Origin of the sequence: Cyanobium sp. FACHB-13342, from assembly GCF_014697415.1 — a bacterium.
Classification (GTDB): Bacteria; Cyanobacteriota; Cyanobacteriia; order PCC-6307; family Cyanobiaceae; genus Cyanobium_A.
Genome location: NZ_JACJRT010000015.1, coordinates 36,334 through 51,657 on the forward strand (window position 1 = coordinate 36,334; position 15,324 = coordinate 51,657).

The following is a 15,324-nucleotide window of genomic DNA, read 5'->3' on the forward strand; positions in this document are numbered from 1 at the left end:
TCGGAGGTTCTTTTCTAGGCTCCTGGGACGCTCGCGCTGATTCCCAGCCCCCGTTCCGATGGCCGACACCTTTTCCTTCGACGTGGTCTCCGATTTCGACCGCCAGGAACTGGTGAATACGCTCGATCAGGTGCGCCGCGACGTCGGTCAGCGCTACGACCTCAAGGATTCCAACACCGAAATCGATCTGGAGGAGACCAGTCTCACCATCACCACCGCCAGCGACATGACCCTCCAGGCCGTGGAGGATGTGCTGCGCCAGAAGGCCACCAAGCGCAACCTCTCGCTCAAGATCTTCGACTTCCAGCCTCCCGAGGCCGTGGGTGGTAACCGGGTGAAGCAGGTGGTCAAGCTGCGCAAGGGGCTCACCCAGGAGCTGGCCAAGAGCCTGAGCAAAACCGTGCGCGATGAACTCAAGAAGGTCACCGTGTCGATCCAGGGCGACAGCCTGCGGATCACCGGCAAGAACAAGGACGACCTGCAGCAGGCCATCAGCCTGCTCAAGGCCCAGGACGTTGAGGTGCCCCTGCAGTTTGAAAACTACCGCTGAGTGGCGGGTTGGCGCTTCTGGATTGATCGCGGCGGCACCTTCACCGATGTGGTGGGCCGCAGTCCCGCCGGCGATCTGGTGGTGCGCAAGGTGCTGTCCGTGCAGCCCGAGTGCCCCGGCGATCCGGCGGTGCGGGCCATCCGGCAGGTGCTTGGTCTGAAGCCCGGCCTGGCGCCCGTGCCAGCCGGCCTGGTGGAGGAGGTGCGGCTCGGCACCACCGTGGCCACCAATGCCCTGCTGGAGGGGCAAGGCGCCGGAGTGGTGCTGCTGATCAACCGGGGCTTGGCCGATCTGCTCACCATTGGCGACCAGCACCGCCCCGACCTGTTTGCCCTGGAGATCAAGCGGCCCGATCCCCTGACGGTGCGGGTGCTGGAGGTGGCCGGGCGCCTGGCGGCCGATGGAACCGAGCTGGAACCGCTCCAATGGACCGACGATCTCCAGCGGCAGCTGCGGCAAGCCCAGGCCGATGGCTACGCCACCTGCGCCGTTGCCTTGCTGCACAGCACCTGCAACCCCTGTCATGAGCTCCAGCTGGGGGCGTGGCTGGAGCCCCTGGGCTTTGAGGCCGTGGTGCTGTCCCACCGGCTCAGTGGCCGGCCCCGGCTCGTTCCCCGCGGCCAGACCGCCCTGGTGGAGGTGGCGGTGGCACCGGTGCTGGGGCGTTATCTCCACCAGGTGCAGCAGGCCCTGGGCCCAGCCACGCGCCTGCAGGTGATGCGCTCCAGCGGCACCCTGGCGGCTCCGGGGGCCCTGCTGGCCAAGGACACGATCCTCTCAGGGCCGGCAGGCGGCATGGTGGGCGCGGTGTCCGTGGGGCTCCAGGTGTTGGAGGCTGCCGGATTGCCACCCCAGCCGATCGTCGGTTTCGACATGGGAGGCACCTCCACCGATGTGTTTCATTTCGATGGCCAGCAGGGGGATCTGGCTTGGGAGCGCAGCCCCACCACGGAGATCGTGGGCTTGCAGCTGCAGGCCCCGATGCTGCCGATCCACACGGTGGCGGCCGGGGGTGGGTCGATCCTGCGCTTCGATGGCCAGCGGCTGCTGGTGGGACCGGCCTCCGCCGGAGCCGATCCGGGGCCGGCGGCCTACCGCCGCGGAGGTCCGGCCACGATCACCGATGCCAACCTGCTGCTGGGCCGCTTGCCGGTGGCGGCTCTGCCGGCGGTGTTTGGCCCCAATGCTGACCAACCCGCCGATGCGGAGGCTGTGCGCCAACGCTTTGCCAGCCTGGCCACCGCCATGGAGGCGATGGCACCGGGCATGACGCCCGAGCAGGTGGCGGCCGGGGCCCTGCAGATCGCCATCGAGGCGATGGCGGAAGCGGTGCGCCGCATCTCCATCCAGCGCGGCCACGACCTGCGCGAGGCGTTGCTGGTGAGCTACGGAGGGGCCGGTGGCCAACACGCCTGCCGGCTGGCCGAGGTGCTGGGTGTGCCGCGGGTGTTGCTCCATCCCCTGGCCGGAGTGCTGTCGGCCTACGGCCTCGGCATGGCCGAGCAGAGGCTGTTGCTGGAGTGCTCGCCGCGGCTCCCCCTGGAGGCCGCCGCCCTGCCCGTTTTGCGCCAGCGGGCCGCCGCGCTGGTGCGCCAGGCCGTGGGCGAGCTCCCCGAGGGGGTGGGGTCTGGAGAGGCCCCCCGCCGGATCGGGATGCGCCTGGAGATTCGGGCCGCCGGTCGGGAGCAGGGGCTGGAGGTGGCCTGGTGCCCTGAGCAGCCCAACGATGCCGCCACGGTGGAGGAGCTGCGGCAGGCCATCGCCGGGAGCCATCGGCAGCGCTATGGCACCTGCCCCAGCGGGGAGCACTGGATCGTGGAGCGGCTGCTGGTGGAGGTGGCGCCAGGACCGACGCCGGATGCGCTGGGGCAGCGGGGTTCGCCAGCTTCCCCCCGCGCTGAAGGGCCGCTGGCCGAGGCTGCAACCACCCCCCTGTGGCTGGGCGAGAAGGCCGGTTGGCAACCTGTGCCCCTGTGGCGGCCAGGCCAGCTCGTGCCGGGGCAGCGGCTGGAGGGCCCGGCCCTGGTGGTGGACCTCACCACCACCACCGTGCTGGAGCCCGGTTGGCAGGCCACGGTGATGGCCGATGGGGCCCTGCTGTTGGAGAGGCTGGTGGTGCAGGGGGCCCCATGCCCTGCCGAGGGATGCGCATCTGGTGATACGCAGGCCGGTGGCGTGCACCCCCCCGATCCCACCTTGCTGCAGCTCTACAACCACCGCTTCTCCGCCATTGCTGAGCAGATGGGGGTGCGGCTGCAACTCAGCGCCCGCTCGGTGAACATCCGCGAACGGCTCGATTTCTCCTGTGCCCTGTTCGACGCCCGCGGCCGGCTCGTGGCCAATGCTCCCCACATTCCGGTGCACCTGGGTTCGATGGGGGAGAGCGTGGCCAGCCTGCTGGCGGCCATCGCCTGCGGCGAGCGTCCCCCCCTGGCTCCAGGGGATGTGGTGCTCTCCAACAACCCCTACAACGGCGGTACCCATCTGCCGGACATCACGGCCATCACGCCCCTGTTCGGCCCGGAGCCCGGGGGTGGGCCCCTGTTCTTTGTGGCGTCGCGGGGCCACCACGCCGATGTGGGGGGCATCACCCCCGGCTCGATGCCGGCCTTCAGCCGCACCATTGCCGACGAGGGTCTGCTGCTCGATAACGTGGTGTTCCTCAGCGATGGCGGCTTCGAGGAGGGAAGTTGGCGGCAACGCCTCGCAGCGGGTTGCCATCCGGTGCGCAACCCCGACCAACTGCTCGCCGATCTCCAGGCCCAGGTGGCGGCCAACCGCCTGGGGGTTGGGGAGCTTGGGCGCCTGATCGACCGCCATGGCCTACTCGAGGTGCAGGCGTACATGGCCCACGTGCAGGCCCATGCCGCCCAAGCGGTGGCTCGGGCCATGGCGGGGCTGCGCAGCGGCCGGGCCCGGGTGGAGCTCGACCATGGTGCTCAGATCCAGGTGGCGGTGGAGATCGATGCGGAGGCCCGCCGGGCCCGGGTGGATTTCAGCGGCACCTCTCCCCAGCACGACGGCAACCTCAATGCCCCCCTGGCGGTGACCAAGGCGGTGGTGCTCTATGTCTTTCGCTGCCTGGTGGGGGAGGACATCCCGCTCAATGCCGGCTGTTTCGAACCCATCGACCTGATCGTGCCGGAGGGGTCCCTGCTCCATCCCCGGCCCCCGGCGGCGGTGGTGGCAGGCAATGTGGAGATCTCCCAGGCGGCCGCCAATGCCCTGTTCGCCGCCCTGGGGATCCAGGCGGCGGCCCAAGGCACCATGAACAACCTCAGCTTCGGCAACGCCCACTGCCAGTACTACGAAACCATCTGCGGCGGCACCGGTGCCGGGGCCAGGGGCTACCCGGGGGCTTCGGCGGTGCAGAGCCACATGACCAATTCCCGCCTCACCGATCCGGAAATCCTCGAATCACGGTTTCCGGTGCGGCTTGAGCAGTTTGCGATCCGTACGGGTTCGGGGGGAGCCGGTTGCTTCCGGGGAGGCGATGGCGTGGTGCGGCAGCTGCGGTTCCTCGAGCCCGTGACCGCAGCCTTGATCTCCGGTTCGCGCCGGGTGCCGCCGGCCGGCCTGGCCGGAGGGCAACCCGGGGCCTGTGGCCGCAACAGCTGGATCGGTGTCGACGGCACCATCCGTGAGCTGGAGGGCTGTTGCGAGCTGCAGCTGCAACCCGGCGAAGCCCTGCGCATCGAAACCCCGGGTGGCGGTGGCTACGGCCCGCCCCCCGTGCCATGAGCGCGGTTGACCTGCCCCGATGGTCGCTGGCGCTGGTGGCGGCGCTGGCCCAGCCCGTGCAGGCCGAGGTGCTGCAGGAGCGCAGCCAGCGCTTCCAGCCCCAGTGGTCGCCCGCCGGCATGGTGGCCAGCCAGGAGCAGCTGGCTTCCCGGGCGGGGGCGGCCGTGCTGGCCCGGGGGGGCAATGCGGTGGATGGGGCCGTGGCCACGGCCTTCGCCCTGGCGGTGACCCTCCCCCAGGCCGGCAATCTGGGGGGTGGGGGTTTTCTGGTGCTCTGGCTGCCGGGTCCTTCTCCGGCGGCCGCGCGCGGCTGTTCGGCGGCCGCTGAGATCCGGGTGGGCCGCGGCACGGCGGTGGCGGTGAACTTCCGCGAAACCGCTCCTCTGGCCGCCATGGCTGGGATGTTCCTGGGCCCGGATGGGGAGGTGGATCGCCAGCGGGCCACCCGCAGCCCCTTGAGTGTGGCCGTGCCGGGCACCCCCGCCGGACTGCTGCTCGCCCAGCGCTGCTATGGCCGCCTCTCGCGGGCCAGCGTGATGGCACCGGCCATCCGCTTGGCCAGCCGCGGCTTTCCGGTGGGCAAGGAGCTGGCCGATTCCCTGCGGCAGGCCACGCCCCTGCTGCAGGCCGATCCCACCTCCACCCAGCTGTTCCTGCAGCGTCCCCTGCGGCCGGGGACGATCTGGCGCCAGCCCCTGCTGGCCGCCAGCCTGCAGCGCATCGCCAACCAGGGCGAGCGGGGCTTCTACCAGGGTCCGATCGCCGAGTCCCTGGTGGCGTTGATGCGCCAAAGGGGTGGCTTGATTCGCCAAGCCGATCTCGATGGCTACCGGGCCCAGTTGGTGCGGCCCCTGCAGGCGCGCTTCCAGGGCTATCCGGTGGTCACCATGCCGCCGCCCAGCGGCGGTGGCGTCACCCTGGTGCAGCTGCTCCAGGTGCTGGAGCCCATGCCCCTAGCCCAGCTGGGTCTGAACAGTGCCGCCAGCCTGCACCGGATGGTGGAGGCGATGAACCTGGCCTACCGCGACCGCAACCAGTGGCTCGGCGATCCCGACCAGGTGGCCATGCCGTTGGAGCGGCTGCTCAGCCCCGCCCATGCGGACCGCCTGCGCGGCCAGATCCGGCTGGATCGCCATCGTCCGGCCGCCGACCTGGCCGCAGAGACCCCCAGCTCCGGCGGCACCAACACCACGCACCTCTCGGTGGCCGACCCTCAGGGGGGCCTGGTGGCCCTCACCACCACGCTCAACTTCGCCTACGGCAGTGGCATCAGCGTTCCCGGCGCCGGTTTCCTGCTCAACAACGAGATGGACGACTTCACCGCCAAGCCCGGTGTGGCCAACGCCTACGGGTTGGTGCAGGGCAGCGCCAATGCGATTGCCCCCGGCAAGCGCCCCCTCAGCTCGATGACGCCCACCCTGGTGTTTCGCCGCGATGGGCGTCCATGGCTGGCCACCGGCAGCCCGGGCGGCAGCCGCATCATCACCACGGTGCTGCAGGTGCTGCTCAACCGCCTGGTGCACGGGCTGAATCTGGCCTCAGCGGTGGCCAGCCCCCGCATCCACTCCCAGCTCTGGCCCGACCAGGTGAGCGTGGAGCAGGGCCTCAGCCCGGACACCCTGCGCCTGCTGGAAGGGCAGGGTCACCGGGTGGTGGTGACCGCCGCCATGGGTTCGGCCAACAGCGTCGAGGTGTTGGCCGAGGGGGGAAGCCTGGGTGTAGCGGATCCCCGCCGTCTCGATGCGGCTGCCATTGGCGAGCTGCAGCTCAAGCCGCCGGTTGGCTCGGAGCGGTGATCAGGTTGATGGCCGAGAAGGCCAAGCCAATGCCGAACAACATGCCGATCGCCCAGATGCTGTCCGAGGGCCATTCGGCGATCAGCATGCCGCCCAGCACGGCGGTGACGATGCCGTCGAGCAGCACCAGGCCCCGCGCCGCCCCCTGGCCGGTGGCTGCAGCGGCCAGTTCCATCACCCCTTCAAAGGCGAGCAGGAAGCCCACAAACAGGGTGAGGCTTACTTCGCTGGCCACGGGGAAAGCCAGGACCCACACACCGCCTCCCAGGTAGAGGAGGCCGGAGAGCACACGAAAGATCTTGCCCTTGGTGTCGGGCTCGCCGGTGAGCCGCAGCAGCTGGGACACGCCGGCGATCACGGAAACGGCCCCCACGGCGATGGTGAGCAGGGTGGCCGACACGAACGGCAGCACGATTGACAGCCCGGCTGCAGCAAAAAGCAGGGCAGCGGTGACCCAGCGCAGGGTGGGGGAAGCGGGAACCGTCAACGCATCAGAAACCGGTATGAGCACCACTTTAATTCGTCTGCCGAGCATCCCTGGTTCGCCTGAAGGCTTCCTTGGTCAGCAAAACAGCACGCCCGTGTAGCAAACCATCACAGCCTGCGGCGCCCTTGCCGCGGTCTCTGCAGCGTGATTGGCATCTCTGTTTGGCGTGGGCCCATGCTTGAGCTGCTACCGCCGCTCAACGACCACAATCTGCCTTGGATGGATACCCTCCATCCAATCGTTGTGCACTTTGTGATCGCCATGGGGTTGATCACGTTTGTGTTTGATCTGATCGGTGTGCTGACCCGGCGGTCAGCCCTGTTTGAGGTGAGTTTTTGGAACTTGCTGTTCGCCACCGCCGCCATCTTTGTGGCAATCATCTTTGGCCAGGTTGAAGCCGGATTGGCCAACCCCTATGGGGCCTCCCGCGACATTCTCAATCTGCACAGCACCATCGGCTGGTCGCTGGCTGGAGTGCTGTCGTTGATGTCGGGCTGGCGCTACGTCATTCGAAGTAAGGATCCCCAGCAGCTTCCCTTGGCCTTCCTCGGCGCTGGGGGTCTACTGGCGGCCCTGATTGTGGTGCAGGTCACCCTCGGCAATCAGTTGATCTGGGTCTATGGCCTGCATACGGTGCCGGTGGTTCAGGCCATGCGCGAGGGCTTGGTGTGATGGCCTCCTTCATCCCCTCGGGCTGGCCCATCGAGCAGTTGTCCGCGGAGCTCGGGCCCAACGGGTTGCCCTACGCGCTGCCGATCCACCCCAACCTGGTGCATCTCACGATCGGCCTGTTCGTGATCGCGATCGCCTTTGACATTGCCGGTGCCCTCTACCCGGTGGAGAAGCGGGTGTTCCGCTTTTTGGCCCTGCCCGTCACCCGTGGCGGCTTTCACGATGTGGGTTGGTACAACCTGCTGGCCTGCGCGATCGTCACCTTTTTCACGGTGGCGGCCGGCTTCTTTGAAATGCTGTTGGCGGTTCCGCTGCCTGGGGTCACCAGCACCATCGGCCTGCAGAGCATGGAGACGATGCTCTGGCATGGCGTGGGCGGTGTGCTGATCCTGCTGGTGATCGTGGCCATGACGGTGTGGCGGGGCTACCAGCGCTTTGTCTGGCGCCGCGACATGGGCCGTCAGGTGCAGTGGCTCTACCTGCTGGTCGGGCTCGGGCTGTTCCTGGTGATCGGCCTGCACGGCACCCTCGGGGCCGAGCTGGCCGCTGAGTTTGGGGTGCACATCACCGCCGATCAGTTGTTGGCCGCGGGCGCTGATCTCAACGAGGCCCTGCCATGAGCAACCCGTCCGGCCGTTCCCGGCCTCCGATCAGCAGCGTGGGTCTGGTGGCCCTGTTGGGCTGGATCGGCCTATTGATCGCCCTGAGTTGGTGGATGGCCCAGCAGGCCTACCGCTGGTTGCCGGTTCAGGCTTCCACCGCCGCTCCCTTGGTGGATGGGCTGTTCAGCTTTGAAACGGGCATCGGCACCTTCGTCTTCGGCGCCGTGGTGTCGGTGATGGTGTGGGTGGTGGTGATGCACCGTGCCGAGAAATACGACGAAACCGATGCCGAACCGATTGAGGGCAACACCCGTTTGGAGGTGGTGTGGACAGCCATTCCCTTCGTGCTGGTGATGGCGATTGCGGTGTACGCCATTCAGGTGAACACCCGGCTCGGGGTGCTGGGGCCGATGGAGCACATCCATCTGGCCAATCCGGTGGAGGAGCAGGGTGGCTATCCCGCCGATCGGCTGCCTGCCGAGCAGGTGGAGGTGATCGCCAGGCAATGGTCGTGGGAATTCCGCTATCCCGATGCCAACGTCTCCACCACCGAGCTGCATTTGCCGGTGGATCAGCCCGTCACCTTCCGTCTCGTGTCCGAGGACGTGCTGCACGGGTTTTACATCCCGGCCTTCCGCCTCAAACAGGACGTCATTCCGGGTCGGGCGATCAACTTCAATCTCACTCCCACCCGCGAGGGGCGTTACCGCCTGCGGGATTCCCAGTTCAGCGGAACCTGGTTCGCTGCCAACCAGGCCGATGTGGTGGTGGAGAGCCAGGAGGAGTACCAGGCCTGGCTCCAGCACGCCGCTCACCAGCCATTGCAGCCTGGTCTGAGCGATGCGGTCGGCGAGTACGGCACGCGCAAGCAATTGAAGAATCCGGGCTGGGCCACCGTGCCACCGGCACCGCCCCCCCAGGTGAACGTTCCCGGATCCAACACCCTGCCGCATGACGCCTGAGTTCATGACTTCCGCCACCTTCCCCGCCAGTCCTCCGGAGAACAGGTCCTGGACCCGTTACTTCGGCTTCAATACCGATGCCAAGGTGATTGGCATTCAGTACATCGTCACGGCCTTCTTCTTCTTCCTGATCGGTGGTCTGTTGGCCATGATCATCCGGGGGGAGCTGATCACCCCGGCGGCTGATCTGGTGGACCGCACGGTGTACAACGGCATCTACACGATGCACGGAACCATCATGCTGTTCCTGTTCATCTTCCCGGTGCTGAATGGGCTCAATAACCTGCTGATCCCCACCATGATCGGCGCTCCGGACATGGCGTTCCCGCGGCTCAACGCGGTGGCCTTCTGGCTGGTTCCGATCTTTGGGAGCCTGTTGATCGCCAGCTTTTTTGTGCCGGGAGGTCCGGCCTATTCCGGTTGGTGGTCCTACCCGCCCGTCAGCATCCAGAACCCATTGGGCCATTTCGTCAATGGTCAGGGCCTCTGGTTGACGGCCGTGGCGCTTTCGGGGGTGTCCTCGATCATGGGCGCCGTCAACTTTGTGACCACGATTCTGCGGATGCGGGCTCCCGGGATGGGCTTTTTCCGCATGCCGGTGTTCTGCTGGACGGCCCTCGCTGCCCAGAGTCTGCAGCTGATCGGTTTGCCGGCCCTCACCGGTGGCGCTGTGATGCTGCTGATGGACCTGAGTTTTGGCACCAGTTTTTACCAGGCGGAGGGCGGGGGGGATCCAGTCCTCTATCAGCACTTCTTCTGGTTCTATTCCCATCCAGCGGTGTATGTGATCATCCTGCCGGTGTTCGGGATCTTCTCGGAGCTGTTCCCGGTTTATTCCCGCAAGCCCCTGTTTGGCTATGTGTATGTCTCCCTGGCCTCGTTCATCATCGTGGGCTTGGGCCTGATCGTGTGGGTGCACCACTTCTTCACCAGTGGTGTTCCCCAGTGGATGCGCAATCTCTTCATGGTCAACACCATGCTGATTTCCGTGCCCACTGGAGTGAAGGTGTTCGCCTGGCTGGGCACGATCTGGCGCGGCAAGCTGCGGCTCACCACGCCGATGCTGTTCTGCCTCGGAGGCCTCTTTAACTTCGTGTTCGCCGGTATCACCGGAGTGATGCTGGCCACCGTTCCGGTGGACATTCATGTGTCCAACACCTACTTCGTGGTGGGCCACTTCCACTACGTGATCTATGGAGCAGCGGTGATGGGAATCTTTGCCGCGATCTACCACTGGTTCCCGAAATTCACCGGCCGCATGCCCTATGAAGGCCTTGGCAAGTTGCATTTCCTGCTCACCTTCGTTGGGGCCAACCTCAATTTTCTGCCCATGCACCCCCTCGGCCTGATGGGGATGCCCCGGCGGGTCTCCAGTTACGACCCGGAGTTTGCCTTCTGGAACGTGCTGGCCAGTTTGGGGGCCTTCCTGCTCGGGGTCTCGATCATTCCCTTCCTGCTCAACATGGTGAGTGCCTGGGTCCGTGGACCCAAGGCCCCCCACAACCCCTGGAATGCCATCGGCCTGGAATGGCTGTTGCCCTCACCCCCACCCGAGGACAATTTCGGTGAGCACGTTCCCACCGTGATTTCCCGCCCCTATGGCTACGGCACCGGTGAACCCCTCGTGGAGAACCAGGCTGAGATCGAACGGCAACTCACCCTTCAGGAGGCCAGCGCATGACCGCCACTACCGGCCAGCCCGCGACGGGCGAGCATCCAAACCACAACCTCACCGGTTTCATCATTTTCCTGTGCTCTGAGAGCGTCATCTTCTTGGCGTTCTTCAGTGGGTTCGCCCTGCTGAAAACCAGTGCTCTCAATTGGTTGCCCGCGGGCGTGGACGGGTTGGAGTGGCGCATGCCGCTGATCAACACCGTGGTGCTGGTGTCCAGTTCCGGCACCATCTGGTTGGCAGAACGTTGCATGGCCAAGGGCAATTTGCCCGGCTTCCGGGCGTTCTGGCTGCTCACCATGGCTTTGGGGGCCTACTTCCTCTATGGCCAGGCCGTCGAGTGGGGTGGCCTTCAGTTCGGCTTCACCAGTGGTGTGTTCGGTGGCACGTTCTATCTGCTCACCGGCTTTCATGGACTCCATGTGGCCACCGGTGTGTTTCTGATGGGCCTGATGCTGGTCAAATCCTTCATCCCCCAGAACTACGCGGGAGGAGAGCAGGGGGTGCAGGCCACATCTCTGTTTTGGCACTTCGTGGATGTGATCTGGATCATCCTGTTTGTGCTCATCTACGTCTGGCAGCGCAGTTGACCCTTCCCGTTCCCTGTTGAAGTCTTCCCCATGATCATCGACGACCGCCATTACGACGTCATCATCATCGGCAGTGGTGCGGCCGGCGGCACCATGGCACGGTCCCTGGCGAGTTCGGGTCACGCTGTGTTGGTGCTGGAGCGGGGCCAGCAGATGCCGCTTGTCGATCAGAACGTCGCTGACGTCGATCTGTTCCGCAAGGATCGCTACCACCCCAAGGAGCAATGGTTCGGCACCGATGGGGATCCCTTCTCTCCCCAGACCATCTATGCCTTGGGAGGGAATACCAAGATCTGGGGTGGGGTGCTCGAGCGTCTGCGGGAGCAGGAGTTTGCTGGCCTGCCACTGCAGGAGGGCCGGGCCCCGGCCTGGGGGCTCGGTTCCGGTGATCTGGAGCCGTGGTACGACCAGGCCGAAACGCTCTACCGGGTGCATGGTCAGCGGGGGCTCGATCCCACTGAACCCACGTCGGCCCAGGCCTATGGGCTCTCTCCCAAACCGGTTGAACCCTTTTTTGAGGAGCTAAGGCTCGCCTTAGTGCGCCAGGGGGTTCGCCCCTATCCCCTGCCCCAAAGCTGGTCGGAATCCGTGGCGGATCCCAGTGGCGATGCGGAGTTGTTCGGCGTCGACCCCGCCCGCGCGTCCACCTCAGTGGTGGTGAAGACCGGGGCCCAGGTGCAACGGCTGCATGTCAACCCCAGTGGCACGGAGGTGCGGGGCGTGGAGGCCCTGGTGGATGGCCAGAGCTGGTTGTTCATGGGTCACCAGGTGGTGCTGGCGGCTGGGGCCGTCAACAGTGCGGCGATCCTGTTGCGCTCCGCCACCGACCGCCACCCCCGGGGGTTGGCCAACGGCTCCGACCAGGTGGGCCGCAACCTGATGAAGCTGCAGCTCACCTCGATCCTGCAGCTCGCCACGGAAGCGAACAGTGGTCGCTACGGACGCAGTTATGGCATCAACGACTACCTCTGGGGAGACCAGAACGTCTCGTTCCCACTTGGTTCGATCCAGAACGGGGGTGGGGTTCTGCAGGATGCCCTGTTCGCCGAGTCGCCGCCGGTGCTCTCCCTGGTGACCAAGCTGCTCCCCAATTTCGGCATCGAACAGCTGGCTTCGCGCTCGATCAGTTGGTGGGCCATGAGTCCGGTGCTGCCCGATCCCCACAACCGCGTCAGCCTGCGGGGGGATCGGATCCAGATCACCTACCAGCCCAACAACCGTGAGGCCCATGATCGCCTTGTCTACCGCTGGATCGACACGCTCAAGGCGGTGGAGGCTGACCCCGATTGCCATGTGGTGAAGGAGGCACCCACCCATCCCCGTGGTGAAGCGCCCCTCTCGGCCATGGGCTACAGCTGTGGCACCTGCCGCATGGGCGACAATCCCGCGACGTCGGTGGTGGATTTGCAGGGCCGTAGCCATGAGGTGGCCAACCTCACGATTGCCGATGCCAGTGTGTTTCCAGCGTGTCCGGCCATGGGCTTCGGCCTCACGGTGATCGCCAACGCCTTGCGCATTGCCGACGTTCTGAAGGGATCCCTGCGATGACCGACCCCATCCCCACTGAGGCCAGACGCATGGCCGAGCGTGACTGTGGTCACGCGCCCTGGAGCCTCTGGGGTAGCTACCTGCCGGATCGCCAGTGGGGCACCGTGCGCGAGGACTACTCCGCCGATGGCGATGCCTGGCGGTCCTTCCCCCACGATCATGCGCGCTCGCGCGTCTACCGCTGGGGCGAAGACGGCCTGCTTGGCATCTGTGATGAGCAGTGCCGCCTGTGTTTCTCCCTCGCCCTCTGGAATGGCCAGGATCCGATCCTCAAGGAGCGGCCCTTTGGCCTGGGCAACCCCGAGGGCAACCACGGCGAAGACCTGAAGGATTACTACTTCCACATCGCCAACACCCCCACCCACAGCTTCATGCGTGGGCTGTACAAATATCCCCAGGCCCGTTTCCCCTACGAGCAGCTGGTGGAGGAGAACGGCCGCCGGGGCCGCGACCAGCCGGAATACGAGCTGGTGGATACGGGCATCTTCAACGAGGGTCGCTATTTCGATGTGTTCATCGACTACGCCAAGGCCTCTCCCACCGATCTGCTGATCCGCATCCGGGCGATCAACCGCGGGCCCGAGGCGGCGCCGCTCAGCCTGCTGCCCACCTTGTGGTTGCGCAACACCTGGGCCTGGGGCTATCCCGACGCCGTCCGTCAGCCGATGCAGCTCGCGGGGGAGCGGCTGGTGACGCCCGCCCTGGGCGAACTGGCCTCCTATGAACTGCTGTTGAACGGTTCGGCTCAGTGGCTGTTCACCGACAACGAGACCAACAACGCGCGCCTCTTCGGCCAGCCCAACACCACGCCGTTCCAGAAGGATGGCTTTCATCGCTTCCTGATCGAGGACGAGCAGGGGGCCATCAATCCTGCGGCTGAGGGCACCAAAGCCGCCGCCCTGCTGCAGCACAACCTGGCGCCGGGTGAAACCTGGACGGTGGAATTGCGGTTGCGGGCGGTGGCTGAGCACGACGCTGGCCGCAACCCCGAGGGCGCAGATTCAGACCCGTTCGGCGAGAGCTTCAATGCCCTGTTCGAGGCCCGGGAGCAGGAATGGCTGGCCTATATGGAACACCGCGTGCCGGGTCTGGCGGCCGACGATCGTTTGGTCCACAACACGGCCCTGTCGGGCCTGCTGTGGTGCAAGAAGTACTACGGCTGGAGTGTGCAGCGCTGGCTCGAGGGTGATCCCACCCATCCGGCCCCACCGCCGGAGCGCCTGCACAGTGAAGCGGCCCAGTGGCGACGCCTGCACGCCCACGACATCATCGCCATGCCGGATGCGTGGGAGTACCCCTACTTCTGCCAGTGGGACCTGATGTTCCACGCCGTATCGTTCGCGATTGTGGATCCGGCGACGGCTAAACAGCAGTCGATGCTGCTGCGCACACCCCACTACACGGCGCCCAACGCCCAGACGCCTGCCTACGAGTGGGCCCTTTCTGACCCCAATCCTCCGATCGGGGCCTGGGCGGTGATGCGCATCTTCCAGATTGAGCGCAAGCAGGCTGATGGCACGGCCGATTTCGCCTACCTGCGCTCTGCTCTGCGCAAGCTGCTGCTCGAATACGGCTGGTGGGCCAACCGCAACGACCGCTCCGGCGACAACGTGTTTGAGGGGGGCTTCCTCGGCCTCGACAACATTGCCGTGTTTGACCGGCGCTTCCCCCTATCGGATGGCAGCCACATCGAGCAGTGTGATGGCACGGCCTGGATGGCATCGCTCAGCCTCAACCTGCTGAACATCGCGGTGGAGCTCAGTCGTGATGAGGTCGAATACGCCGACCTGTGTGAGCGATTCGTCTATGACTTTGTGCAGCTTGCCATCACCCTCAACGCGTCACTCGGTCGGAGCTATCTCAACTGGGACGAGCAGGATGGCTTCTACTACGACGTGATCAAGCGTCCCGATGGCAGCACCGATTTCCTGCGTACCCGTTCGGTGTCGGGGCTGATCCCCCTGCTGGCGGTGGCCAGCTTCGACGTGGAAACGGTGGAGCGGCTGCCAGTGCTGGATGTGCTCAAAAGCCTGGCCTGGTTTGTGCATGAGCGCACCTCTCCTACCTGGCTGCAGGCCAATCTGGGCCGGTGGCACAATGACCGACTGCTGTTCACTCTGGTGCCGGAAGATCGGCTGCGGCGGATCTGTGAACGGCTCTTCGACGAGGACGAGTTCCTCTCGCCCTACGGCATCCGGGCCCTGTCCAAAGTGTACGAGGACAATCCCTATCGCTACACCGAGGGAGCAGATAGTGAAGAGCTGCGCTACAGCCCCGCCGATAGCCCGGTGGCCATGTTTGGTGGCAATTCCAACTGGCGTGGGCCCGTGTGGATGCCGATCAATTTTCTGCTGATCGAGTCGCTGCAGAAGTTTGCCCACTTTTATGGCGACAGCTTCAAAGTGGAGTTCCCCACCCGCTCGGGCAACTGGGTCAACCTCTGGGAGGCCTCGCTGCAGCTGCAGAGCCGCCTGGTGGGTATTTTCCGCCGCGATGCCCTGGGTCGGCGCGCCTTCAATGGTGATGTGGATCTGTTCCAGAACGATCCCCACTGGCGGGATCTGATCCTGTTCAACGAATACTTCCACGGAGACAACGGCCGTGGTGTGGGTGCCTCCCACCAGACCGGTTGGAGTGCCGTGGTGGCCAAGATGATCAATCAGCTCCATCGTTATCCCACTGGTTGACGTTCACTCCAGAACGT

At 65.8% G+C, this 15,324-nt stretch carries 11 protein-coding genes; 10 read left to right on the forward strand and 1 reads right to left on the reverse strand.

Annotated features, from left to right (window positions below; all coding sequences use genetic code 11):
* Nucleotides 1–58 precede the first annotated feature (58 nt).
* The 3 genes from H6G16_RS12045 to ggt are packed head-to-tail and all read left to right on the forward strand — an operon-like array spanning nucleotide 59 to nucleotide 6,087.
* On the forward strand, nucleotides 59–550 hold the full coding sequence (locus H6G16_RS12045) for a YajQ family cyclic di-GMP-binding protein (RefSeq protein ID WP_190390570.1): 492 nt from the start codon (nucleotides 59–61) through the stop codon (nucleotides 548–550).
* On the forward strand, nucleotides 551–4,291 hold the full coding sequence (locus H6G16_RS12050) for a hydantoinase B/oxoprolinase family protein (RefSeq protein WP_190390571.1): 3,741 nt from the start codon (nucleotides 551–553) through the stop codon (nucleotides 4,289–4,291).
* Nucleotides 4,288–6,087: a gamma-glutamyltransferase gene (gene ggt, locus H6G16_RS12055; RefSeq protein ID WP_190390572.1), complete on the forward strand. Its 1,800-nt coding sequence runs from the start codon at nucleotides 4,288–4,290 to the stop codon at nucleotides 6,085–6,087. The genes H6G16_RS12050 and ggt overlap by 4 nt, the downstream gene beginning before the upstream one ends.
* On the opposite strand, the gene H6G16_RS12060 is transcribed toward ggt, so the two are convergent.
* On the reverse strand, nucleotides 6,059–6,574 hold the full coding sequence (locus H6G16_RS12060) for a DUF308 domain-containing protein (protein WP_242036415.1): 516 nt from the start codon (nucleotides 6,572–6,574) through the stop codon (nucleotides 6,059–6,061). The genes ggt and H6G16_RS12060 overlap by 29 nt on opposite strands.
* Before the next feature lie 174 nt (nucleotides 6,575–6,748).
* Here H6G16_RS12060 and H6G16_RS12065 point away from each other — a divergent pair, with 174 nt between their 5' ends.
* The 7 genes from H6G16_RS12065 to H6G16_RS12095 are packed head-to-tail and all read left to right on the forward strand — an operon-like array spanning nucleotide 6,749 to nucleotide 15,307.
* Nucleotides 6,749–7,246 (forward strand): DUF2231 domain-containing protein, encoded by a 498-nt coding sequence (locus H6G16_RS12065; RefSeq protein WP_190390574.1) that lies wholly within the window; start codon nucleotides 6,749–6,751, stop codon nucleotides 7,244–7,246.
* Nucleotides 7,246–7,866 (forward strand): DUF2231 domain-containing protein, encoded by a 621-nt coding sequence (locus H6G16_RS12070; RefSeq protein WP_190390575.1) that lies wholly within the window; start codon nucleotides 7,246–7,248, stop codon nucleotides 7,864–7,866. The genes H6G16_RS12065 and H6G16_RS12070 overlap by 1 nt, the downstream gene beginning before the upstream one ends.
* Nucleotides 7,863–8,810, forward strand: coding sequence for a cytochrome c oxidase subunit II (locus H6G16_RS12075; RefSeq protein WP_190390576.1), 948 nt, complete (start codon nucleotides 7,863–7,865; stop codon nucleotides 8,808–8,810). The genes H6G16_RS12070 and H6G16_RS12075 overlap by 4 nt, the downstream gene beginning before the upstream one ends.
* A gap of 4 nt (nucleotides 8,811–8,814) precedes the next feature.
* On the forward strand, nucleotides 8,815–10,491 hold the full coding sequence (locus H6G16_RS12080) for a cbb3-type cytochrome c oxidase subunit I (protein ID WP_190390577.1): 1,677 nt from the start codon (nucleotides 8,815–8,817) through the stop codon (nucleotides 10,489–10,491).
* On the forward strand, nucleotides 10,488–11,072 hold the full coding sequence (locus tag H6G16_RS12085; RefSeq protein ID WP_190390578.1) for a heme-copper oxidase subunit III: 585 nt from the start codon (nucleotides 10,488–10,490) through the stop codon (nucleotides 11,070–11,072). The genes H6G16_RS12080 and H6G16_RS12085 overlap by 4 nt, the downstream gene beginning before the upstream one ends.
* Before the next feature lie 30 nt (nucleotides 11,073–11,102).
* On the forward strand, nucleotides 11,103–12,620 hold the full coding sequence (locus H6G16_RS12090; protein ID WP_190390579.1) for a GMC family oxidoreductase: 1,518 nt from the start codon (nucleotides 11,103–11,105) through the stop codon (nucleotides 12,618–12,620).
* Nucleotides 12,621–12,649: 29 nt separating this feature from the next.
* Nucleotides 12,650–15,307, forward strand: coding sequence for a glucosidase (locus tag H6G16_RS12095; protein ID WP_190390580.1), 2,658 nt, complete (start codon nucleotides 12,650–12,652; stop codon nucleotides 15,305–15,307).
* Nucleotides 15,308–15,324 lie beyond the last annotated feature (17 nt).

Excerpts from the sequence above, each read along its gene's own strand:
- H6G16_RS12065 (WP_190390574.1), top strand. The coding sequence starts at position 6,749 with ATGCTTGAGCTGCTACCGCCGCTCAACGACCACAATCTGCCTTGGATG.
- H6G16_RS12085 (WP_190390578.1), top strand. The coding sequence starts at position 10,488 with ATGACCGCCACTACCGGCCAGCCCGCGACGGGCGAGCATCCAAACCAC.
- H6G16_RS12045 (WP_190390570.1), top strand. The coding sequence starts at position 59 with ATGGCCGACACCTTTTCCTTCGACGTGGTCTCCGATTTCGACCGCCAG.
- H6G16_RS12075 (WP_190390576.1), top strand. The coding sequence starts at position 7,863 with ATGAGCAACCCGTCCGGCCGTTCCCGGCCTCCGATCAGCAGCGTGGGT.
- ggt (WP_190390572.1), top strand. The coding sequence starts at position 4,288 with ATGAGCGCGGTTGACCTGCCCCGATGGTCGCTGGCGCTGGTGGCGGCG.
- H6G16_RS12070 (WP_190390575.1), top strand. The coding sequence starts at position 7,246 with ATGGCCTCCTTCATCCCCTCGGGCTGGCCCATCGAGCAGTTGTCCGCG.
- H6G16_RS12090 (WP_190390579.1), top strand. The coding sequence starts at position 11,103 with ATGATCATCGACGACCGCCATTACGACGTCATCATCATCGGCAGTGGT.
- H6G16_RS12080 (WP_190390577.1), top strand. The coding sequence starts at position 8,815 with ATGACTTCCGCCACCTTCCCCGCCAGTCCTCCGGAGAACAGGTCCTGG.
- H6G16_RS12095 (WP_190390580.1), top strand. The coding sequence starts at position 12,650 with ATGGCCGAGCGTGACTGTGGTCACGCGCCCTGGAGCCTCTGGGGTAGC.